19 protein-coding genes are annotated in these 22870 nt (G+C 60.9%); 4 read left to right on the forward strand and 15 right to left on the reverse strand.

The genetic code is table 11. The annotated features are described in order from the left end of the window. Positions 1-292: 292 nt before the first annotated feature. Both FHL16_RS11245 and FHL16_RS11250 read right to left on the reverse strand, forming a co-directional pair. Complete coding sequence (locus tag FHL16_RS11245; RefSeq protein ID WP_077748257.1) at positions 293-670, reverse strand: DUF6124 family protein; 378 nt, start codon at positions 668-670, stop codon at positions 293-295. A 336-nt stretch (positions 671-1006) separates the two neighbouring features. Continuing rightward, entirely contained in the window at positions 1007-1975 is a 969-nt protein-coding gene (locus FHL16_RS11250; RefSeq protein WP_077748258.1) for a LysR family transcriptional regulator, read from the reverse strand. A 279-nt stretch (positions 1976-2254) separates the two neighbouring features. Between FHL16_RS11250 and FHL16_RS11255 the strand changes: the two genes are divergently transcribed. The 4 genes from FHL16_RS11255 to FHL16_RS11275 all read left to right on the forward strand — a co-directional run bounded on the left by FHL16_RS11255 (position 2255) and on the right by FHL16_RS11275 (position 7198). Further along, positions 2255-3766 carry an efflux transporter outer membrane subunit gene (locus FHL16_RS11255; protein ID WP_077748259.1) on the forward strand — a complete coding sequence of 504 codons (1512 nt, stop codon included), beginning with the start codon at positions 2255-2257 and terminating at the stop codon, positions 3764-3766. A 175-nt stretch (positions 3767-3941) separates the two neighbouring features. Next, positions 3942-6134 (forward strand): FUSC family protein, encoded by a 2193-nt coding sequence (locus FHL16_RS11265; RefSeq protein ID WP_010463144.1) that lies wholly within the window; start codon positions 3942-3944, stop codon positions 6132-6134. Next, entirely contained in the window at positions 6124-6324 is a 201-nt protein-coding gene (locus FHL16_RS11270; RefSeq protein WP_007896379.1) for a DUF1656 domain-containing protein, read from the forward strand. The genes FHL16_RS11265 and FHL16_RS11270 overlap by 11 nt, the downstream gene beginning before the upstream one ends. A gap of 25 nt (positions 6325-6349) precedes the next feature. Then, on the forward strand, positions 6350-7198 hold the full coding sequence (locus FHL16_RS11275) for an efflux RND transporter periplasmic adaptor subunit (protein ID WP_010463139.1): 849 nt from the start codon (positions 6350-6352) through the stop codon (positions 7196-7198). Between the two features lie 28 nt (positions 7199-7226). On the opposite strand, the gene FHL16_RS11280 is transcribed toward FHL16_RS11275, so the two are convergent. The 13 genes from FHL16_RS11280 to FHL16_RS11345 all read right to left on the reverse strand — a co-directional run bounded on the left by FHL16_RS11280 (position 7227) and on the right by FHL16_RS11345 (position 22858). After that, the gene (locus tag FHL16_RS11280; RefSeq protein WP_010463136.1) at positions 7227-7625 is read right to left on the reverse strand and encodes a hypothetical protein; all 399 of its coding nucleotides are present in this window, start codon (positions 7623-7625) and stop codon (positions 7227-7229) included. A gap of 122 nt (positions 7626-7747) precedes the next feature. Further along, positions 7748-8572: an SDR family oxidoreductase gene (locus FHL16_RS11285; protein ID WP_077748260.1), complete on the reverse strand. Its 825-nt coding sequence runs from the start codon at positions 8570-8572 to the stop codon at positions 7748-7750. A 33-nt stretch (positions 8573-8605) separates the two neighbouring features. After that, positions 8606-9070, reverse strand: a complete 465-nt coding sequence (locus FHL16_RS11290; protein ID WP_010463133.1) for a hypothetical protein — start codon at positions 9068-9070, stop codon at positions 8606-8608. 201 nt (positions 9071-9271) lie between these two features. Continuing rightward, entirely contained in the window at positions 9272-10723 is a 1452-nt protein-coding gene (locus tag FHL16_RS11295; protein WP_010463132.1) for a mannose-1-phosphate guanylyltransferase/mannose-6-phosphate isomerase, read from the reverse strand. 214 nt (positions 10724-10937) lie between these two features. Next, positions 10938-11591: an alginate O-acetyltransferase AlgF gene (locus FHL16_RS11300; protein ID WP_042932354.1), complete on the reverse strand. Its 654-nt coding sequence runs from the start codon at positions 11589-11591 to the stop codon at positions 10938-10940. A 17-nt stretch (positions 11592-11608) separates the two neighbouring features. Then, the gene (locus tag FHL16_RS11305; protein WP_010463127.1) at positions 11609-12784 is read right to left on the reverse strand and encodes an alginate O-acetyltransferase; all 1176 of its coding nucleotides are present in this window, start codon (positions 12782-12784) and stop codon (positions 11609-11611) included. 11 nt (positions 12785-12795) lie between these two features. Next, complete coding sequence (locus tag FHL16_RS11310) at positions 12796-14361, reverse strand: MBOAT family O-acyltransferase (protein WP_077748261.1); 1566 nt, start codon at positions 14359-14361, stop codon at positions 12796-12798. Between the two features lie 195 nt (positions 14362-14556). Then, positions 14557-15690, reverse strand: coding sequence for a mannuronate-specific alginate lyase (locus tag FHL16_RS11320; RefSeq protein WP_077748262.1), 1134 nt, complete (start codon positions 15688-15690; stop codon positions 14557-14559). 11 nt (positions 15691-15701) lie between these two features. Continuing rightward, positions 15702-17162, reverse strand: a complete 1461-nt coding sequence (locus tag FHL16_RS11325; protein WP_077748263.1) for an alginate O-acetyltransferase — start codon at positions 17160-17162, stop codon at positions 15702-15704. Between the two features lie 10 nt (positions 17163-17172). Further along, the gene (algG, locus tag FHL16_RS11330) at positions 17173-18762 is read right to left on the reverse strand and encodes a mannuronan 5-epimerase AlgG (protein WP_077748264.1); all 1590 of its coding nucleotides are present in this window, start codon (positions 18760-18762) and stop codon (positions 17173-17175) included. A gap of 26 nt (positions 18763-18788) precedes the next feature. Further along, positions 18789-20276, reverse strand: coding sequence for an alginate export family protein (locus FHL16_RS11335; RefSeq protein WP_077748265.1), 1488 nt, complete (start codon positions 20274-20276; stop codon positions 18789-18791). Beyond that, positions 20273-21679 carry an alginate biosynthesis TPR repeat lipoprotein AlgK gene (algK, locus tag FHL16_RS11340; RefSeq protein WP_010463115.1) on the reverse strand — a complete coding sequence of 469 codons (1407 nt, stop codon included), beginning with the start codon at positions 21677-21679 and terminating at the stop codon, positions 20273-20275. The genes FHL16_RS11335 and algK overlap by 4 nt, the downstream gene beginning before the upstream one ends. 9 nt (positions 21680-21688) lie before the next feature. Beyond that, entirely contained in the window at positions 21689-22858 is a 1170-nt protein-coding gene (locus tag FHL16_RS11345; RefSeq protein WP_077748266.1) for an alginate biosynthesis protein Alg44, read from the reverse strand. Between the last annotated feature and the right edge of the window lie 12 nt (positions 22859-22870).

The raw sequence follows: 22870 nt of genomic DNA on the forward strand, positions 1-22870 counted from the left end.
CCACTCAGCCTCCCGAAGGGGCGGGTGGATCAAGATCAAGAGCTGCAGGCGAGCTAACGCTCGGCCTGATGAGTGGTGAGAATCAAAAGCTGTACGCCGAATTCTTGTAGGAGCGAGGCTTGCCCGCGAAGGCGGCCTGACAGCCGGCCAATCTCTTTTGCAGGTACACACCAATCCAATGTGGGAGCGAGCCTGCTCGCGAAGGCTGTTTAACATTCGACATTGAAGTCGTCTGACTCACCGCTTTCGCGAGCAGGCTCGCTCCCACAGGGAAACAGTTCACACCGGAGGATCAGCTATGTGGCGCAGGGTTGGGTACGGCGACGTTATCGAGCATCCGGTTTGCGGCCAGTTCGGCCAGCATGACGATCTGTTGAATGGCCATCGCCTTGTGCCGGTACGGGCCTTCCAGATGGTCCGCGAAGTCGCTCGCCATCACGCTGGCCTGGGCCAATGACTCGCAGGTGTGGGCCAGCAGGTCTTCGTCTTTGATGTCCGGTGCGATCACAAACATGGTGCTGGGTTTGCGGATGGCTGGGGATTTGAGGGCGGCGGGGTTGAGGTAGTGATCCAACGCGCGTTCGGCGGCTTCGTTGAGTTTTTTGGAATCGAGGGATTCGTAGGGGGAAACGTCGTCGGTTTCCGGAGGGTTCGGTGTTTCTTTGATCATGCGGAAGTTACTCATTGGCAGATGAAGTGGAACTGCCATCTTTCGTTTTCCAGACGAAAGGGTGGCAGCCATGCGCGGACTGGAAAAACCGGGACACCCACCAAAACCCGGTAGACCCGAAGGTCTCCCGCGCACAGCCGCCATAACAAGGATTTGCGTGCAGAAAAAAGCGCCGCAGTATGCCATGGGGTTTGGTAAGTGTTCGCCAGGTTTTCCAGACCTGGCCGCTGATTTTGCAGCGACCCACAAAGCCTACCCATTTCCCGTCTGACCCAACAACCGACAGAACCCGTCGGAAACATTCCCCAAAATCACTGCGTCTGTAGGACCGTGAAATCAGTTCGCCACCCGAGCCCCACCCAGACTCCCACTCAATTCATACGCCACCAATTCCGCCTGATGCGCCGCCAATATCTCCGGCAACGACCCGCGCAAGTACTCGACCCAGGTCTTGATCTTCGCGTCCAGGTACTGGCGCGACGGGTAGATCGCATAAAGGTTCAGTTCTTGCGAGCGGTAGTTCGGCATCACCCGCACCAGTGTGCCGTTGCGCAGGCCTTCAATCGCCGCGTACACCGGCAACACGCCGACGCCCATGCCGCTGATGATTGCGGTTTTCATCGCGTCAGCCGAGTTCACCAGGAACGGCGAGCTGTTGATGGTGACCATTTCCTGGCCTTCCGGGCCGTCAAAAGTCCATTTCTCCAGCGGGATCACCGGGCTCACCAGGCGCAGGCACGCGTGGTTAAGCAAGTCGCTGGGCTTGTGCGCGCAGCCGTTGGCTTTCACATACGCCGGCGAGGCGCAGACGATGCTGTAGGTGATGCCCAGGCGCTGGGAGACGAACCCTGAGTCCGGCAGTTCGCTGGCGAGCACGATGGACACGTCGTAGCCCTCGTCGAGCAGGTCCGGCACGCGGTTGGCCATGGTCAGGTCGAAGGTCACGTCGGGGTGGGTCTTGCGATAACGGGCGATGGCGTCGATCACGAAGTGCTGACCGATGCCGGTCATGGTGTGCACTTTGAGCTGCCCGGCCGGGCGCGCGTGGGCGTCGCTGGCCTCGGCTTCAGCCTCTTCGACGTAGGCCAGGATCTGCTCACAACGCAATAGATAGCGTTTGCCGGCCTCGGTCAGGGCGATGCGACGGGTGGTGCGGTTGAGCAGGCGGGTTTGCAGGTGGGCTTCCAGGTTGGAGACCGCGCGCGAGACGTTGGCCGTGGTGGTGTCCAGTTGCACGGCGGCGGCGGTGAAGCTGCCGGCCTCGGCCACGTAACTGAAGGCGCGCATGTTTTGCAAAGTGTCCATGGGGTGCTCTCGGGTGCGATGGCAAATTGTGACACAAGGTTTCAGAGTCTGAGACCCCGACCAAGGGATTATCGCGTTAACGGTAACAAAGATTCACAGGATTCCCAGCTTATCGCCGTACAGACCGCCCCCTAGAATTGCGCCGGTCATTGTAGGAGCGAGGCTTGCCCGCGAAGGCGGCGTGACAGTCACCAACGATGTCGACTGATACGCCGCCTTCGCGGGCAAGCCTCGCTCCTACAGGACTTCGTACGCCCCTTCTCTCAGGAAATCGCAGCAGTGCCGCGTCGCATCAACAGAGCGCTTCAGACGCTCAGTGTTCTGGCTTTATCCCTGACCCTCGGCGGCTGCATCGGAACCGGAGGAATTGCCCCGCAGGGCAAGGCACTGGAGGCCAATTCACTGGCCACCGACGACGCCATCCAGAGCGCCGCGCAGGACGCTCACTGGCCCGCCGCGCAATGGTGGCAGGCCTATGGCGACCCGCAATTGAACCGCTGGATCGACCTCGCCGTACAAGGAAGCCCGACCATGGCCATGGCCGCCGCGCGGGTGCGACAGGCCAGGTCCATGGCCGGCATCGCCGAGTCTGCCGAGTCGTTGCAGATCAATGGCGAATCCACCCTCAAGCGCCACAACTGGCCGACCGATCAGTTTTACGGGCCGGGCGAGTTGGCCAACACGACCACCTGGGACAACAACGCTGCACTGGGTTTCAGCTACGCCCTCGACCTTTGGGGCCGCGAAAGCAACGCCACCGAGCGCGCCGTGGACATGGCGCACATGACGGCCGCCGAAGCGCGTCTGGCCCAACTCGAATTGCAGAACAATATCGTGCGCGCCTACATCGAACTGTCGCTGCACTACGCGCAGCGGGACATTGTCGAGGCGACCCTGAAACAGCAGCAGCAAATTCTCGATCTGGCGCAAAAACGTCTGAACGGCGGCATCGGCACCCATTTCGATGTCAGTCAGGCTGAAACGCCGCTGCCGGAAACCCATCGCCAGATCGACGCGCTGGACGAGGAAATCGCCCTGAGCCGTAACCAACTGGCCGCTCTGGCGGGGAAAGGTCCAGGCGAGGGCGCGCAGTTGCAACGGCCCACGCTGTCGTTGGCCGCGCCGCTGAAACTGCCGTCGTCATTGCCCGCGCAATTGCTCGGTCAACGTCCGGACGTGGTCGCCAGCCGCTGGCAAGTGGCGGCCCAGGCGCGGGGCATCGATGTCGCCCACGCCGGTTTCTACCCCAACGTCGATCTGGTCGGCAGCCTCGGCTACATGGCCACTGGCGGTGGGGCGATGGAGTTTTTGACCGGCAAGAAACTCAACTACAGCGTCGGCCCGGCGATCTCGTTGCCGATCTTCGACGGCGGGCGCTTGCGTTCGGAGCTGGGCGAAGCCTCGGCCGGGTATGACATCGCCGTGGCCAAGTACAACCAGACGCTGGTCAACGCGCTGAAAAACATCTCCGACCAGTTGATCCGCCGCGAGTCCATGGACAAGCAGCAAACCTTCGCCGCCGAGTCGGTGGCCGCTGCGCAGAAGACTTATGACATCGCGATGGTCGCCTGGCAGCGCGGGCTCACCGACTACCTCAACGTGCTCAATGCCCAAACCTTGTTGTTCAAGCAGCAGCAGGTCCAGCAGCAGGTTCAGGCCGCACGCCTGAGTGCCCACGCCGAATTGGTGACAGCGCTGGGTGGCGGGCTGGGTGCAGGAAATGATGTGCCGAAGGACAGCCAGACCCAGGCACCGAAAACCCCGGCCCTTTTAAAGAGCCTCTCGAATTGAACACGATGTTCCAGGTACATCCGCATTTGTGGCGAGGGAGCTTGCTCCCGCTTGAGTGCGCAGCACTCACAACATGTGAGGTGGCTGCCCGAATATTGGGGCCGCTACGCAGCCCGGCGCGAGCAAGCTCGCTCGCCACAGAATCTCTTTTGCCTCACGTGCTTCCAGGATACTCATGACTCCCTCGCCCGCACCTCTGCGCTGGCTGTATTCCCTTGAATGGCGCCGGGGTTTCTTCGACTGGGCACGCAGCGACGGCGTGACCTGGGTCTACATTTTCAAAGTGCTGTTCGCCGCGTTCCTCACCCTGTGGCTGGCGATGCGCCTGGAGTTGCCGCAACCGCGCACGGCGATGATCACCGTGTTCATCGTCATGCAACCGCAAAGCGGCCAAGTGTTCGCCAAGAGTTTTTACCGCTTTCTCGGCACGCTGGCCGGGTCAGCGGTGATGGTCGCGTTGATTGCCTTGTTCGCCCAGAACACCGAACTGTTCCTCGGCTCGCTGGCGATCTGGGTCGGCCTCTGCTCGGCCGGTGCGGCGCGTTATCGCAATTTTCGCGCCTACGGTTTCGTGCTCGCCGGGTACACCGCCGCGATGGTCGGTTTGCCCGCGTTGGCCCACCCGGACGGCGCGTTCATGGCCGCGGTCTGGCGGGTGTTGGAGATCTCGCTGGGGATTCTTTGCGCCACCGTGGTCAGCGCCGCGATCCTGCCGCAAACCGCCAGCGCGGCGATGCGCAACGCCTTGTATCAGCGCTTTGGTGTGTTCGCGTTGTTCGTCACCGATGGCTTGCGCGGTCGCAGCAAACCCGAGGCTTTCGAAGCCAGTAACGTGCGCTTTATTGCCGAGGCCGTCGGGCTGGAAGGGCTGCGCAGCGTCACCGTGTTCGAAGACCCGCACATGCGTCGACGCAACGGACGACTGAGTCGCTTGAACAGCGAATTCATGGGCATCACTACGCGCTTCAACGCCTTGCACCAATTGCTCGAACGCTTGCGCAGCAGCGGCGCTGATCACGTGGTGGCGGCGATCAAACCGGGGCTGCAGGATCTTGCGGAATTGCTCGATGGCTTCAGCGGTCGCGCCTTGACCAGCCCCGATGCCGCACGCCTGGCCAGCGCCTTGGCGACGTACAAGGAAAACCTGCCGGCGCGGGTTCGCAGCCTGCGGGCGACCTTTCAGGAAAGTGGTCCGAGCGACGCCGAGCAGCTCGATTTTCATACCGCCTACGAACTGCTCTATCGCTTCGTCGACGAGTTGCACAGTTATGCACAGACCCACGCTTCACTGGCCGATCACAGCCATGCGCGCGAGCAATGGGACGAGCCATTCACCCCGCAAACCAACTGGATGGCCTCGGCGGCGTCGGGGATACGGGCGGCGTTCATTCTGGTGGTGCTGGGCAGTTATTGGGTGGCGACGGCGTGGCCGAGCGGGGCGACCATGACGCTGATCGCTGCGGCCACCGTCGGCCTGTCCGCGGCGACACCGAACCCGAAACGCATGGCGTTCCAGATGGCCTGCGGCACATTCCTCGGGGCACTGATCGGCTTCGTCGAGATGTTTTTCATCTTCCCGTGGATCGACGGTTTTCCCTTGCTGTGCGTGATGCTCGCGCCGGTGATCGTGCTCGGTTCGTTCCTCACGTCGCGGCCGCAATACGCCGGTGTCGGCCTCGGCTTGCTGATCTTCTTCAGCACCGGTTCGGTGCCGGACAACCTCACCGTCTACAACCCTTACGCGTTCATCAACGACTACATCGCCATGGTGCTCGGCATGCTGGTGTGCGCGGCGGCCGGGGCGATCATTCTGCCGCCGAACAGCCGCTGGTTGTGGCGCCGGCTCGAGCAGGATTTGCGTGGGCAAGTGGTGTATGCGATCAGCGGCAAGCTCAAGGGCCTGGCTTCGAGTTTCGAAAGCCGGACCCGGGACTTGCTGCATCAGGCTTACGGCCTCGCGGTGGGTCAGCCGCAGGTGCAACGGGACTTGCTGCGCTGGATGTTCGTGGTGCTGGAAGTCGGCCACGCGATCATCGAGTTGCGCAAGGAACAGGCGATTCTGCCGGTGCATCCGGCCTACGCCGAATCCCAGCCGTGGCGCCAGGCGATCCGCGTGATGGGGCGCTCGCTGGTGCGGCTATTTCTGCAACCGAGCCCGAGCAATCTGGAACGCGGCCTGATCGCGGTCGACCATGCCATCAGCCGCGTGCAAGCCACCGACGAACCGTTCGCACCGCACTTCGACACCTCCGCGTTGCGGCGGGTGAAGAGCTATTTGCACTTCATCCGCACCTCGCTGCTGGACCCGCAATCACCGCTCGCCGCCTACGCCGGGACCCGGCCCCAAGGACTTGAACATGCCTCGTGAAATCGCCTTCCACGGCGTGTACATGCCCACCATGACGCTGATGTTTTTCATCGCCGCGGCGCTGGCCTGGGCGCTGGACCGGTTCCTGTCCGGGTTCGATCTGTACCGCTTCTTCTGGCACCCGGCGCTGCTGCGCCTGAGCCTGTTTACCTGTCTGTTCGGCGCTCTGGCGCTGACGGTCTACCGTTGACTCTCTATTTCTGAAGAAGGCCCTGATGAAAAAGCTTTTCAGCCTGCTCGCCACGTTGCTGGTACTGGCCCTCGCGATATGGATCGGCCGGACCCTTTGGGTGCATTACATGGACACGCCGTGGACCCGCGACGGCCGGGTGCGCGCCGACATTATCAACGTCGCCGCCGACGTCACCGGGGAAGTGGTGGACGTGCCGGTGCGCGACAACCAGCAAGTGAAGAAGGGCGATCTGCTGATGCGCATCGACCCCGAGCACTACCGCATCGCGGTCAAACAGGCGCAGGCCCTGGTGGCCTCGCGCAAGTCGACGTGGGAGATGCGCAAGGTCAACGCCCATCGCCGCGCCGACATGGACGCCTTGGTGATCTCGAAGGAAAACCGCGACGACGCCAGCAACATCGCCGACTCGGCCCTGGCCGATTACCAGCATGCCCAGGCACAACTGGAAGCGGCTGAACTGAACCTCAAACGCACCGAGGTCCGTGCCGCGGTGGACGGCTATGTCACCAACCTCAACGTGCATCGCGGTGACTACGCGCGCATCGGCGAAGCGAAAATGGCTGTGGTCGATATGAACTCATTCTGGGTGTATGGCTTCTTCGAAGAAACCAAACTGCCGCATGTGCGGGTGGGCGACAAGGCCGACATGCAGTTGATGAGCGGCGAGGTGTTGAAGGGGCATGTGGAAAGCATCTCCCGTGGCATCTACGACCGGGACAACCCGGAGAGCCGCGAGCTGATTGCGGATGTGAACCCGACGTTCAACTGGGTGCGCCTGGCGCAGCGAGTGCCGGTGCGGATTCACATTGATGAAGTGCCGGAAGGTGTTCTTTTGGCGGCGGGGATTACGTGCACGGTCGTGGTTAACTGACTCGGTCCGTCAGGCATAAGACAAAGGCTCAGCCCTTGCAAAACGTCTCATGCAAATGTCGCCAAACCACCTTGCCACCGGCCTGTTTCTCAAACACTACTGTCGAGCGGCGATCCGAGTGCAGGCCCGTCGCATCGGTCTGCTGCTCGCGATAACCCACCACCGCGCCACCGTCGTACAGTGCAATACCTCGCAACTCGCTGAGCTCGATCCTGAAGCCAAGCTTCTTCCCGCCGGCCAGCAAGAACAACTCGCTCAACGCTTCGAAATCCAGCACCCGGCCGAGGGGCGAGATCATGGAAAACTGTGGTGAAAACCGGCTCAGCAGTTGTTCAAGTGCCGAGTCGTCTCGCTCTTCGGCCAGCCATTGTTCGATGGCGACGTGGGCCTGGATGACTTCGTCGAAGTAGTCGGTGTAGTCGGTCATGGTTGTTTCCTGAGTTTTTGCAGCGTCTGGTCTGACGTCTTCGCGGGCAAGCCTGGGCAAATATTGCGAACGACGCGAGCCTGTAGGAGCGAGGCTTGCCCGCGAAAAACGATAACGCAGTCCTACAGTTGCCCCTTCAGCCCGAACCGCTTCATCAACCCCGCCTCCAGCAACCCTTTAGGCAGCAACCCCGCCAACAACGGCAACGCCCGGCTGCCGTTGCCCAGACGAATCAGGCGCGGAGGTTTGCGCTGCTGCACAGCCTTGAGCAAACCACCGGCAAACTCCTTGGCCGGGGTCGGTTTATCCTGAGAGGCCTTGGCCCGCGCACGAATACCTTCGCGCAAGGGAAACCACGGCGATTGCTCGGTGATCAACTGCTCCGCCTCATGCCCGGCATTCTTGGCGAAGCTGGATTCGATGGCGCCCGGCTGTACTTCCATCACGCGCACACCGAACGGCGCCAACTCCATGCGCAATGCATCGCTCAAGGCATGGACAGCGGCTTTCGAGGCGCAATACGCGCCGGCAAACGGTGTGACCAACACCCCGGAAACGCTGCCGATGTTTACCACGATCCCTTTGGCCCGACGCAACACCGGGAACAGCGCGCGGGTCACGCCAACAATCGCGAACACATTGGTTTCGAATTGGCGCTGCATCGCCGGCACACCGCCGTCGAGCAGCGGCCCCATGGCGCCATAGCCGGCGTTGTTGATCAGCACATCGAGGCCGCCATGTTGCTGGTTGATCCGCTCGCTCAACTGTTCCAGCGCCGCGCCGTCGTTGACGTCCAGCTGTACGGCCGTGAATCCGGCGGCGGCCAACGCGGCCACATCTTCAGCCTTGCGGGCGCTGGCCCAGACTTCGTATCCGGCCCCTTTGAACACATCGGCGAGGGCGCGGCCGATGCCGCTGGAGCAACCGGTAATCAACGCAACGGGCATGGCGCGGTCCTTGTGCAAAAAGAAGTAGGGGGATCAGTCGGAGAAACTACCCTGCAAACGCTCGGCGCGAAACTCCAGGGTTTGCGGGCGATAGCCAGGGCGCAGCGGCGGCAGGGGCAAGCAGTCTTCCCAGGTGGCGCCGGCTTGCAGTTCGCCGGGGCCGCGATAGCGCGGGGCGGTGTATTGATTGTCGGCCAGATTGACCGTATCGCCCGGCGCATACGCGGCGACACGCCAGCGCAACTCGGTCAGCGGCACGTCGTTGCCGTTGTTCATGGTCAGTTTCAACGGCCGGTCTGCCGGGCAGTGTTCCGGCGCGTAGGTGATGCGCAACTCCAGGCGCGCCAGTTGCTTGACCTCGCGGTTGTCCATCCAGATCACCCACGTGGCCACCAGACCCAGGCCGATGGCGGCCGCTACCGAGACGGGCAAGGCCTTGGCCGGGTAGCGTAGCAACAGGATCAGCCAGGTAATAACCAGCAAAACGCCGATGAACATGTTTGAACGCTCCTTGAACTCATGGCCACCATCCTACCGAAGGGCTGAGGGAATGGACATTGCGCGTTCCAATGGGACGCGGAGCATCCCGGGCTGAACTCCCACGCAGAGCGTGGGAACGAACAAAAAAGCCCCCGACCAACCCGCTGCGGATAGGGAAAACGCAGCGGACTGGACGGGGGCTTTTGTTTTACTGAACGCTTACTGCGCGATGGTTTTCACCGACACGCCGCGTTCGATCGGGGTGGAGCGACCGTAGATATCTTCGAACCGCTCGATATCGTCTTCACCCAGGTAGCTGCCCGATTGCACTTCGATGATCTCGAGTGGAATCTTGCCCGGGTTGCGCAGGCGGTGAACCGAGGCGATCGGGATGTAGGTTGACTGGTTCTCGCAGAGCAGGAACACGTTTTCGTCGCAGGTCACTTCCGCCGTGCCGCTGACCACGATCCAGTGTTCGGCGCGGTGATGGTGCATTTGCAGGGACAGGCACGCGCCCGGCTTGACCGAGATGTGCTTGACCTGGAAACGGCCGCCCATGTCCACCGAGTCATAGGAGCCCCACGGACGATAGACTTCGCAGTGGTTCTGGGTCTCGCTGCGGCCCTGCTCGTTGAGGGTGTTGACCATCTGTTTCACGCCTTGGACCTTGTCCTTGTGGGCGATCATCATGGCGTCCTTGGTTTCGACGACCACGATGTTTTCCAGGCCGATCACCGACACCAGTTTGCCGTTGCCGTGGATCATGCAGTTCTTGCTGTCCTGAATGACCACGTCGCCTTTGGTGACGTTACCGTTGGCGTCTTTTTCGTTCACTTCCCACAGCGACGACCAGCAACCGACATCGCTCCAGCCGGCGGTCAGCGGTACGACGCAGGCGCGCTGGGTTTTTTCCATGACCGAGTAATCGATGGAATTGTCCGGGCAGCAGGCGAAAGTCGCTTCGTCGATGGTGACGGTGTCGGCATCCTGTTCGCTGCGTTCAAGCGTCAGCAGGCAGGTGTCGTAGATGTCTGGATCGTGTTTTTTCAGCTCTTCCAGGAAGCGGCTGGCACGGAACAGGAACATGCCGCTGTTCCAGAAGTAACCGCCGGACTGGACGAACTCGGTGGCGCGCTTGACGTCCGGTTTTTCGACGAAGTGCGAGACGCGGCTGACGCCTTCGGGCAGCAGGGAGTCAGCGGTCGATTTGATATAGCCGTAGCCGGTTTCCGGTTTGGTGGCCGGAACGCCGAACAGCACCATTTCGCCGTTTTCGGCAGCGACGGTGGCCAGGGCCAGCGCACGTTGCAAGGCTTTCTGGTCGTCCAGCACGTGGTCGGCCGGCAGCACCAGCATCAACTCGTCGCGACCTTCATTGACCAGCATCATCGCGGTCAGGGCCACGGCCGGCGCCGTGTTGCGGCCGAACGGTTCCATCAGGATGCGCTGGGTTTCCAGTTTACGGTTGCTCAGCTGCTCGTTGACGATGAAGCGGTGGTCTTTGTTGCAGACCACGATCGGGGTGTCCATGCCTTCAAACACCAGGCGTTCCAGGGTTTGCTGGAACAGCGTGTGTTCGCCGGTCAGGGCGAGGAACTGTTTAGGGAATTGCTTACGCGAAAGCGGCCAAAGACGTGAGCCGCTACCACCTGACAAGATCACCGGAATCATGTTGTTACTCCTTGAAAATCGTATGGGTCAGAGCTACTGCGTTCTGTCGTTTCACTCTTGTTCTTATTCCGTGTCCCGACTGGCACTGCGGTTCAATGTGGGAGCGAGCCTGCTCGCGAAGGCGGCGTATCAGTCGACATCAATGTTGAATGTCAGACCGCTATCGCGAGCAGGCTCGATCCCACAAGGGAACAGCGTCAGTCAGGCAAAATGTTTAGCGCGTCGAAACCGGGCGTTTTACCCAGACTGGCGACAGGCTGCTGCCTTTACCGGTGACGTACAGCACGGCGGCTTCACCGCGTTCCAGGGCAACCGGTTTCACGTCGCCGACTTTGGTCGCGCCGTCGTACAGGGCCAGGCTGACTTTGACCGGGTTGATTTCACGTTCGCCACGGCCCTTGGCCGCTACGGAAGGCACCACTTCGGTCTTGCCATCAGCGGTTTTCAGGGTCAGGGCCTTGTCGCTGAGGTTCTGCACGCGAACCAGGGATTTCTGCTTGTTCTTGAACGGCGGCTCTTCGATCAGTTGCGGCGCGCCGCTGGCGTTGTTGACCAGGGTGTAATAGTGATCACCGGCCAGTTTCACCGGCAGGGTCTGGCTGCCGACCTTGGCGCTGTAGTCGCCGCCCGGCATGAAGCTGAAGTCGGTGCTGGACAGCGGCGCGACTTCGGCCAGGTTGGTGCTGCCGACGGTGGCGCTGACTTCAGCGTTACCGGCGTTGTAGACACGGACGAAGCTCGAACCTTTCGGTGCAGTCGGGCCGTAGAGTGCAGCGTCACCAGCAAAGGCGGACATCGACAACACGCTCATGCCAGCAACAAGTGCGAAGGTCTTGGCGAGACGGCGAGGAGTAGTAGTGAAAGTCATGGTAGTACCTCTCTCTTTCAGTTTTGCGCCCGGTCGGGCGTCTCGGATTTAGTGTTTGCGGCTACGTTTTGTTGGCGGGCGCCGGCTTCTTTGAGCTCTGCGACCCACTGCGGGTCGGCGTCGCCTATTTCGTTGTTCACAGGCAGATAACGTTCAGGGAACTCCCAGATCAGCACCTGTGGCGGGCTGTTCTTGAAAGCATCACTTTTCAGGTAGCTGAGCATCGGCAGAATCGGGCCGTGGCCGTCTTCGGCGTAATTGACCACGTCGCTGTTCAGCGCTTGTTTCAGCGCCCCGACGAAGTTCCAGTTAGGGTTGGCGCTGTAGCTGGTGCCGATCAGGGCCACCGGCACTTCGGTGTTGGCGAACAGCGCGTCATCACCGGCAGGCTGGTCTTGCGCGACCACGGTGTTGCGCTTTTGCAACGGCTCGGTCTTCGGCATCAGGTTTTCGAACAGCGGGTCCAGCGGCAGGAACAACCGCAGGTCGCCCTTGTGCGTGACCTTCTCCGCAGGTTCGGTGACGAAGCGTTGCGGCTCGCCGCTGAGCGGGGTTTTCTCGGCAATGGTCTTGGCCAGGGTCTCGGCGGCGATTTGTGCGCCTTCCGGGGTCCAGTGGGTGTCGGTGCGCAGGAACACTTGCTCGCCGTCCAGCTTGGCTTTGAGCATCGGGCCGAACAGGTCAGGCGCGATGATCTTGTTGGCTGCCACGCGAGCGTGGAAGTCTTCATAGAGGTTGGCGTGAATGCTCGAAGGTTTCACTGCGCCCAGGTGTTCCGGGTACAGGCGAGTTTTGGCCGGCACAATCGCCATCACCAGTTTCACGCCTTTGGCCTTGAGTTCCTGGCGTACGCCTTCTACGAGCGCGTAGTTGCCTTGCAGGTTCAACTCTTCGTTGACGATCGGGTTGAATTCTTCATCGCTGTACAGCCATTGATCGCGGCCGAGCACAACGCCCGGACGACCTTCGTTGAACAGTTTGAAATCCAGCGCGGCCCAAAGGTTGGTGCCCAGGCGCTTGATCGGGAACTCCTCGTCGTAGTGCGTTTCCACAGCCTTGGCCCAGCGGCCATTGAGCACCGTCGCATCGGCGTTGGTGCTGAAGCCGAAGAAGCTGCGCGTCGACCACAGGCCCAGCACCAGCAGGGTCACCATGAACAGGGCGATGTAGAAGATACGTAATGAGCGGGTCATGGTCAGATCCCTCAGAACTGGAAGTAAAGGAACGGCGAGAAGCTTTGCGCCGAGAGTTTGAAAATCGAGGCGATGAACAGCACCAGTACCAGCGTGCGCATCACGTAGCGGGACCAGTCCGCGGTCCAGTAGGCCGGTTGCACGGTGGCTTCAACGCCAACGGTGTAGCCAGGCTCGTGGATGCTGGTCGGGTTGTCGCCCGGTACGGCTTTGATCATTCCAGGCGTGGCAGCGGCCGGGCCGTCGGCCTCGACGTTGACCACAGGCTTGGTCTTCTCAGGCGGCAGGTTGCTGTAGAAATCGCGGATGCCGAAGAACGCCAGGGTCATGTAAGCCACCACCAGGGTCGCCACTTGCAGGCCGGTGAGGCTGGCCGCGTTGAGTTCCGACAACGACCATTCGCCGAAGCTGAACATCGCGCCGTACATGCGACCGGCGACGTGCAGGTTTTCCGAACGGAAGATCACCCAGCCCATGACCACGAGCAGGAAAGTCAGGGCCCAGCGGATCGGGTTGATGCTGCGTGGCGAGGTGTTCAGGCCCAGGGCCTTTTCGATCGCCAGCCACATGCCGTGCCACGCACCCCAGATGATGTAGGTGATGTTCGCGCCGTGCCACAGACCACCGAGCAGCATGGTCAGGAACAGGTTGCGATAGGTCATCAGCGTGCCTTTACGGTTACCGCCGAGGGTGATGTACAGATAGTCACGCAACCAGGTCGACAGGCTGATGTGCCAGCGACGCCAGAACTCGGTGATCGACTGGCTGATGTACGGCTGCTTGAAGTTTTCCATGAAGCGGAAACCCATCATCAAGCCCAGGCCGATGGCCATGTCGCTGTAGCCGGAGAAGTCGAAATACAACTGCGCGGTGTAGGCGAGGGCGCCCAGCCAGGCGTCGCCCGTGGTCGGGTTCTGCAAGGCAAAGCAATGGTCGGCCACCACCGCGAGGGTGTCGGCGATAAAGACCTTTTTGATGAAACCCTGCATGAACCGCGTGGCACCTTCGGAGAACTTGTCGAGGGTGTGGGTGCGGTTGTTGAACTGGTCGGCGAGGTCGCGAAAACGCAACACCGGGCCGGCGATCAAGTGCGGGAAGATCGCCACGAATGCGGCAAAGTCGATCAGGTTGCGGGTCGCCGGGGTGTCTCCCCGATAGACGTCGATGATGTAGCTGATGGACTCGAAGATGTAGAACGAGATCCCGATCGGCAACAGCACGTGGGTCAGGATGAACGGCGACAGACCGACCGACGTCATCATCGCGTTGATGCTGTCGACGCCGAAGTTGGCGTACTTGAAGTAGCCGAGGATACACAGGTCGACGGCCACGCCCAGCAGCAACCAGCGTTGTGCCGGTTTGGTCCGAACGCCTGCGGCACCGACTTTGAGGCCGATCCAGTAGTTCCACAACGTGACGGCCGCGAACAGCGCAAGGAAGTCCACACGCCACCAGGCATAGAACACGTAGCTGGCGAGCAGCAGCAGCAGGTTGCGATAGCGTATTCCGCTCAAGTAGTACATGCCGAGAAAGATCGGCAGGAACAAAAACAGGAACACGTTGGATGAAAATACCATCCCGGTCTCTCCATGTTTAACCAACAGTCAAGGGCCAACGGCCCCCCCAAACCCCCCATCAAAATCCAGAGGGCAACATCACTTCATTGTGGGAGCGAGCCTGCTCGCGAAAGCGGTGTATCAGTCGACATCTTTAGTGAATGTCAGGCCGCATTCGCGAGCAGGCTCGCTCCCACAGGGGTTTTGCGTTTGGCTCTAGGAGCCTTTTTTGCCTTTCTCGTTGGCCGGGTCGTAGACCTTGGTCAGGTCACCCCCGAGGCGGAAGGTCTTGAACGGCTGCATCTCGTGTTTTTTCTCGAGCACATCCGGCGAGCAGGTGTAGAGCGTGCAGAACGGTTCGAGCCAGGCGAATTTCGAGTCGACCTTGAGGTCGGTCATGTCCTGTTCCTTGCCGTTCTTTTTCTCGAACTCGTCCGGGTCTTTAATCCCCGACAACACCCGGTCACCCAGGCGTTTCAGCGCGCCGTTGTTTTCCTGACGCAAGTCCACACCGTTGACCTGAGCGAAACTGGCGATCATCGCGAGCGGCGGCAGGGCGTAGTTGTGGTAGGCGAGGGCGCGTTGCTGGCGCTTGAGTTCGTTGGGCAGGAAGCCCTGGGCGTCAATCTGATTGGCGCCGACTTTGTATTCCTTCACTGCCCAGTCGAACAGGTCGCGACGGTTGGTGGCGATGGACGTTGCCATCACCGACCAGGCGGACCAGTACGAGTGGTTGTTGGTTTTTTCCAGCGGCAGGTTGTCCCAATCGCTGACCACCTGATCCGCCATTTTGCTGAACCAGGCTTCGATCAACTGCGACTCTTGCTGATGGTTGGCCAGCGGTTGCGAATCGGAGAACTTCAGGCGAATGTAAGCCGACGCCATGCTGCCCAATGCCCATTTGCGCATGGACTTGCCGGTGTGGTTGAAGTCCTTGGACATCAACGCATCGGACTTGGCCCAGGCGGTCAACCAATTCAGGGTGCATTCCAGTTGTTCCGGACGACCGTCACGCATGTACTGCATCACGCGCTTGCTGGTGCCGCGCTCCATCTTGGTGATGTCGGCGGTGGTGTCGCGGAAGGCTTTTTCCGAGGCCTCGTTCAGGGTCGAACGGGCCTTGTCGGAGCCTTCATACTTGCTGCGAAATTGCAGTGAGCCGGTGTACGGCGTCGGCATTGCATCACAGCCTTCGCTCTTGTCGCCGGTTTTGACTTTTTCAATCGGCGCGAAGTAACCCTGTGGCGGGCGCAGTGGCGCGGCGGCCTGGGTGGCGCCGGCGAACATCGCCAACGTCAGCAGGGAGGGCGCGAGTAACTTTTTCAAAGTTCGGGTTTGCATGCATGTCATAAGAGGTTGCCTCATTGCCCGGCTTGAGCGGTACGCTGCCCAGCGCCAGGGAATACATTGCGTTTGCAGATTTTCGCTTCGACTTTCTGTGGCGTGGCACCTGCTTCAGGGCCCTGGATTTCGACGGCCAGCAGATTCTGCGTGGCCCAGTCTTCGTCCGTGCGCAACTCAAAGGCAAAGCGCCCGTCGGTGTCGGAAGTTTCCGGTTTTTCGATTTTGATGTCCTCGTGGCGACCGTTCATGTACCAGAGGGTGGCTTGCAAAGTTTTCACCGATGGATCGGCGAAGCGGATGTCGACCTGGTGACTGCCGTTTTGCAGGTTCAGGTTCTTGCTGTTGACCATTAATTCGTTCTTGCCCGGTTTCAACGTGGTGCTGCCGGTCATCTGTGCATCCTTTCCTTCGCAACCGTTGTCCAGCAGCGCCATCATCTGGCGGTAGATGGTTTCCTGGTCGAGGCGATAGAGCGGCGAGAATTCCCAGATCAGAATCTTCGGCGGCTTGGTCTGGAACTCTTCGCTGCCCAGGTACTGCAGCATCGAACCTTCCAGGCCACCGCCGGGGAACGCCACGTTGAGGATGTCGGCGCCGATGGCCTCTTCGAGGAAACCGGCGAAGTTGTAGTTCTTGCCACTGTGGCTGGTGCCGACCAGGGTGATCTCGGGATTGCCGGAGTCACTGAACAGGTCGCCGTCGGCCGCTTCGCCCTTGGGCTCGGTGGTGAACTGATCCATGTACTGGATCGCGTAGCTGGTGCCACAGAGTTGACCGGCCATGTTGTGTAATGTTCCGGTCTTGCCCATGCGACCCGACTTATGGCTCTCGAATTCGCGCTTGGGAATGTCAGCGAACTCAGGCAGTTGCTTGATTTTCTCGGCGACGATTTTCGCCGTGCGCTGGGCGCCATACGGCGTCCAGTGTTGGTCGCCGCGGAAGTAGAAGTCGTGGGCCGGCAGGGTGTCGGGCAGCGATTCGTTGGTCAGCGGCGACAGGTCCGGAACCACGTAGCCCATGGCGGCGAAACGGCCGAGCATGGTCTTGTAGTTCTTCAGCGCCTTGTCGAAATCGTATTTGGCTTTTTCTTCCGGATTCAGTTTGTTGCGGTTCACCAGACCACGGGTGGGCTGGTAAACGATGACCAGTTCCACGCCTTTGCTCTTGAACGCATCGTGCAGCTCTTTCATGCGTTTGTAGCCGGCGGGGGTGGTGTCGAATTCGGTGCGCAAGTCTTCCTGGGTCCGGAACAGCCAGTCGCCCTGAGCCTGCACCAGCGTGGTGAAGTTCTGCTGATAACGCGTGGTGTAGTTCTTCGCGTCATGGGCTTCGGGGCACAGGTTGCAGCACGGTTCGGCGCTGAAGCTCGGCGGACTTACTTTACTGGCAGCTTCATCGGCACGGACGCCGGCGCTGGCCGCGAGAATGCCGGCGGTCAGGGCCGACAGGCTGAGTAATTTGATCAAGTGTGGGTGCATAAAATTATCCTCAGTCCTGCATTTCGGTCTGGCGTTCGACAGGGTCGATCAGCACGGCTTTCTGCTGGCGCACCAGCAAGTCGAGAATTTCATCCTGGCGCTCGCCAAGAATCCCGTTGAAGCTGATGCCGCTGGATTTGGTCGGGGCGAGCATGGACACGCGATACAACTCGACGCTCAGCGGCGAGTCGATGGACAGCGGTCCGCTGCCGTTGCCGGCCAGTTCGCCACCGACGATGATCAGCGACACCTGGGCGTCGAACGGGTCGAGCTTGATGTCCCGGTCGGTGTCGCTCAGGTCTTTGATGTGGCCGTAGACGCCCGTCAGGCCGTTGGCCATGGCGAGGTTTTCGTAGAGACGGATGTTCACGCTGTTACGAATACGGATGCCGTGGCGGCGATTGCTGATCACCTTGTTGCCCCACAGCAGGTTGTCAGCACTCTCGTAGAGGGTGATGCCGTCGGTGTGGTTCTTGTAGATCTCGTTGTAGGCGATGACGTTGTTCACGCTGTTACGGTCAATCACCATGCCTGACAACTTGTTGTCGTAGCTGCGGTTGTTGAAGATGAAACTGTCGTTGACCTCACGGGAAATAATGATCCCGTGCTTCTTCTTGGTCCCGAATACGGTGTTGTCCGCGATGATCAGTCCGTGGGAACGGTCATGCGGGTCAATGCCGTAGACGATGTTGTCTTTGTAAGTGTTGCCCTTGACCACGAAGTCGCGGGTCTCGTAGCAGTAGAAGCCGTACCACATGTCCGAGAACTCGGAGCCGACGATCCAGCCGGTCGGTTCAGGACGCTTGAGCACCTTGGCCATGTTCGGCGTGTACTGGGAAATACTCACGCCGTAAGACTTACTGTTGGCGTAGCCGAAACTGGCGATCTTGCTGTTGGCGATGTAGGTCTGGGTGCCGCCCCAGGACAGCAGGAACGGACGGAATTCCTTCGGCGACTTGAAGGCCGCCGGGGCGTTTGCCTTCTCGCTCCAGCCAGTGATTTTGGTATCACGCACAAACAGCTGGCCGTCGTTGACCAGGAACGAACCGGACTCTTGGGACAGGCGCAGTTCCTGGGTCTGCTTGTCGATTTCCAGGATGCCTTTCTCACCTACCACGATCGGCAACTTCGCCAGGAACACACCCGGCGAGGTTTCGCTGAAGTACTGCTTGGGCAGTTTCTTGGCCAGATCCTTGAGGTTCATGTAGCCGTCGTCGACGAAGATCGCCTGTGGGATGCCGTGCTGACGCACCACCCACTCGGCCATCTTGTTATCGCCGCCGATGAAGTCCTTCAGGGCGTTCTCCTGCATCATCCGGCGCACGCTGATTTTGCCGGCCTTGGTGCGCACGACTTTCGCGGCGATGGCTTCGGCGGTGTAGCCGGAGGTGTCCGGCAGTTTCGGCGCAGCCAGTTCCAGCGGCTCGGTCGGCGCGCTGTTGACGGTGTAGGTCTTGGCCTGTTGCAGCCCCTTGGCAATGGTCGCCGGCTGCCCTTTCTGCGCGGGCGCTACCGGCTCCGCAGTGGCGAAGGCCGCCGAGCTGGCCAGCAGCATCGCGCCGGCCAGCAAGGTCAACGAGCCTCTCTTCGGACTGTTCATGTCAGGAACTCCCTTCGCGGTTCGCATCAGAAGCGCCAGATCACGTCGATAAACGCGCGGTGCATGTACGAGTCGACGCCTTTGCCATACGCATCGCCCGGCTTGAACACACCGCCACGCAAGCGCACGAGGGCCGAAGGCTCATCGATCGACTGACTCAGGGAGGCCGGCAGCAGGCCTTGCTTGAAGTACTTGGTGACGACCACGTCCATTTCCTGGCCGAGGTCTTTGTTGCCATCTTCCAGCGGCAGGGACGTGCTGGAGAGCACGGCGCCGGTCACGTCGTCGGTGTCGTTCTGCACGGCGTTGATGCCGTTGCTGCCGACCGGCTTGTTGCCGTCGACACGCCAGAATTTGTGGTAGATCAAGCTGGCGTCGTATTCGTCGTTGAGCATCCACGAACCGAACAGCGTAGCGGTCTGCATGTTGTTCATTTCGCCACGGAAGGCTTCGCCGAAACGGTGAACCCGCGAACGGGTACCGGTGTAGTTCGAGCGATTGCTTTCCAGGCCGTTCTGTTCGTAATCGGCGCTGGCGCGGGCATAGGCTGCACCGACTTGCCATTGCGGATCGAGGCGCAGACGCACGCCCAGGTCAGTGGCCCAGCCATCGACGTTGCCGCTGGTCTTGGCTTGTGCCGGCGGAGTGCCGTCGGCGTTCAGCGGATTGACCGTGTCGCGGTCGCCGCTCATGCCGGTGACGCTGCCCCAGTAATTGACGGTGTTGGTGTTGCGCCAGTTGTAGGCATCGCTGTCGGCGGTCAGGCCGATCCAGCTGATGTCGCCGTTCTCTTTCTTGTCCAGAGAATCGGCCGGAACACCAGGTTGCGGATAGTCAAGCTTGCCGTCATCGTGGGTGTGATGACCACGAATGCCGACCCAGTTGCCCGGCGTCCACTGATACGCCGCATCGGCGTAAGCATGCAGGCGATCCTTGTCTTTCGGAGCCAGCTCGGTGAGGTCGGTGCGGTATTCGCTGAAGCGTTCGGCCACACCGGCGTTGGCACGCAACAGGGTGGTGTCGAAGGTCCAGTTCAGGGCTTCGATGTTGGTGTCGCGCCATTGGCCGTCGTCGTTGCGCAGGCGCTGGCGACCGAGCTTGAGGATCTCGCCAGGGTACGGCGTCAGGCCGCTGTAGCCGACCCAGAACTCGCGCATCGCCAGGTAGTTTTTCTTGCTCTTGCGGTCACCGTTGTCGGTGGTCTGGGTGCCGTCGCTGTCGGACTGCTGCAGCGTGTCGGTCTCGATGATGTCGGTGGACGTCACGGCCTGACCCATGGCGTAGCCGCTCCACGCGCCGCTTTCGCCGTAGATCCATGGACGCAGGTCGAGGCCGACGCCGTTGACGTCGCCGCCGCTTGCGGTGCCCAGATCGGTGTCGTCTTGGGACTGGCCGGTGATTTTCACATCAAGGCCGTAGTTTTTGCTTTCAGTCAGGGCCGCCAGGGTCGGGCACGACCACAACAGGGCGAACGACAGGCCAATACCGGCCTTCACGAATGGATTCAGCTTCATAGGGATTCCTCGCCGTCTTCTTCTTGCAGGGCATGCAGTTCCAGCGTGTTCTGGCTCAAGGCACCACGAACGTCCTGTTCTTGTTTCAACAGGCGTTTGGCCTCGGCGAGCTGGGCAGGCGGCAGTTGGGCTTCGAGTGTTTGCGCAAGCTCGGTGGCTTGCGGGGTGTTCTGCGTCTTGGCCAATTGGCTGAAGACGTAAGCGTTAAGCGGGTCGGGCTTGGTGCCCTTGCCTTGGGAAAACAGTTGGGCAATGGCGAAGTCGGCGCTGTTCTGGCCGTTGCGCGCAGCCTTGAGCAGGTGGTCCAGCGCTTTCTGCGAATAGACCTGGCCCAGGTAACCGCGACGGTAGATCTGGCCGAGGTAGTAATCGGCGGCCACTTCTCGGTCGACGGCTTTCTTGAAGTGTTCTTCGGCAGCCTTCGCGTCGGCCGGCACCATTTTGCCTTCGTAATAGAGCTTACCCAGCAACAGTTCGGCGCGCGGCTGGTCGGCGGCGCGGCCGTTGTCCAGATACTTCATCATCGTGTCGACGTCGCCCAGTTCCGGGAAGTCGTAGAGCAATTGTGCGAGGCTGACCCAGGAAGCGGGGTAGCCCGGAGCGATGCCTTCGAGCAGCGACTGAGCGGTTTTCTCGTCTGTCTTGCCCAGGCTCGCATCGCCCAATACGCGAGCCACACTGTCCACGCGTTGAGCGGTGACCGTGCCGCGAGCGTGAGCGGCTTGCATCTGCTTGATCAGCTCGGCCTGTTGCTCAGGCTTGGCCTGTTTCTGATAGACCGTGGCCAGTTCGACGTAGCAGATGTCGGTGGTGTTCAACGCCGCTTTGCAGATGGTTTCCACTTCGTCCAGGTGCTGGTCGTAAGTGCCCTGGGTGCGATAGAGCAGCACTTGAGCCAGGCCCGCTTCCGGTTTGCCCTCGGCGCGCCATTGGCTGATCTGCTGCTGGGCGTTGACGTTGGGGAAACTGTGCGGGTATTGCAGGTACAGCATCGCCAGCGGGATCAGGGTGTTGCCTTCACCAGCGGCCGAGGCTTTTTTCAACAGGCCTTCGGCTTCGTGCTGTTCGGCTTCGGTGGAGCCGGGTTTGGCCACCAGCAGACGACCCAGGCGAGCCTGGGCCCGCGGCGAGACGCTGGCTGCGGCGCGATAAGTCGCCTCGGCCTGTTTGATCTGCGCCGGGTCACGGCTATCGACCTGGATATCGGCCAGGCCAACCTGTGCTTCGCTGTAGCCCAGGTCTGCCAGTTGCTGGTAATTCTGCGCCGCCAGCGCGGTGTCACCGCGCTTGAGGGCTTCGTTAGCCAGACGTTGGTCTGGAAGGCCGGCACAACCGGCCAGAGCAATTGCCATGGCCAGGGTCAGCGGGACCGGCAGGATTCTGAGTGGGCTAGTCACGGGCATGTCCTCTGCTTAAATACCGGCGGCCATGGCTTTGTCGATCAGCCAGTTCAGGTTCGGACCACGGGTGCTGTTCACTTCAACCGGGCGACCGGCGAACTTGCTGTCGAGTGGCTCGTCAGGCTGGATCAGCACGCGGATGTCCGAGGAAAGGTCGGCGCTTTTCAGGCTGGTGCTGCTGACGATCTTGCCGCTGCGGGTTTTGTCTTCACCGGCGATCTGGAAGCTGACCGTGTTGCCTGGCAGCACATCGCCGAACTGGCGATAGGAGAAGCGCGCTTCAACATTGGCTTCGCTGTTGCGCGGCACCAGTTGGAAGATCACGTCGCCTTTGCTGGCGTACTGACCGTCGGCGACCAGTTGCTGGGCCACGGTGCAATCGCACGGCGAGGTCAGGGTGCCGGTCATTTGCTTGCCGAACAGTTCTTCAACCTTGGCCGGTTGCAGTTGGTTGTCGTCCAGATGGCCCTTGAGTACGTCGAGCATGCTGGTGCTGAACGTTGCGAGCGGCGCGCCTTTGGCAGCAACGCCGTCAGCCTTGATCAGGCTCTGTACGGTGCCGTCGCGGGGCATGGTGATGTTCATGCCAGCCACGCTGACCAGGCCTGCCTGGGCGTGGCTGACGAAGTACATGCCATACACCGACTTGAAGATGAAACCGAACGCCGCGAGGCCGACGATGAAAATCGCCAGGCTGAAGGTCACGGCGCGCAGACGACCGAACGCGGTCATGCCGTGGCCGCCGTCCTTCATCTTGCGCGCCTTGGTGAAGTTGTCGCGCTGCAGGGTCGCCAGCACTTCACCCATGCTGACGATGTCGCCGGCCAGGTGCGAGGTGATCAGGTGACGCAGGGTGGAAATATCCTGGGGTTCCAGGTTCTGGAACTGACAACCGATGCGGCCGGTCTGGCGGTCGACGGAGCGGATCAGCAATTCCACGTCCATGGCCAGACCGAGGTTATCGATGACGAATTGCAGGCGCGCCTTGTACACATCGCCGGTTTTCAGCGGCAGCTGACCGGCGTTGAAGGCCAGGCCGCCAGCGGAGAGGTCGATCACTCGAGCTTCCACCGGGGTCCGGTCGGGACCGAAGAAACGCAGCTTGGCCGGGATTTTCACTCGGGCGTGTTGGCGCTGGGCTTCTGACTCATGCACTACGTTGGCGTTGACGGCGGTATTCATAGGGGCGTTTTC

It is taken from the genome of Pseudomonas sp. FSL W5-0299, from assembly GCF_005930655.1.
Taxonomy (GTDB): domain Bacteria; phylum Pseudomonadota; class Gammaproteobacteria; order Pseudomonadales; family Pseudomonadaceae; genus Aquipseudomonas; species Aquipseudomonas mandelii.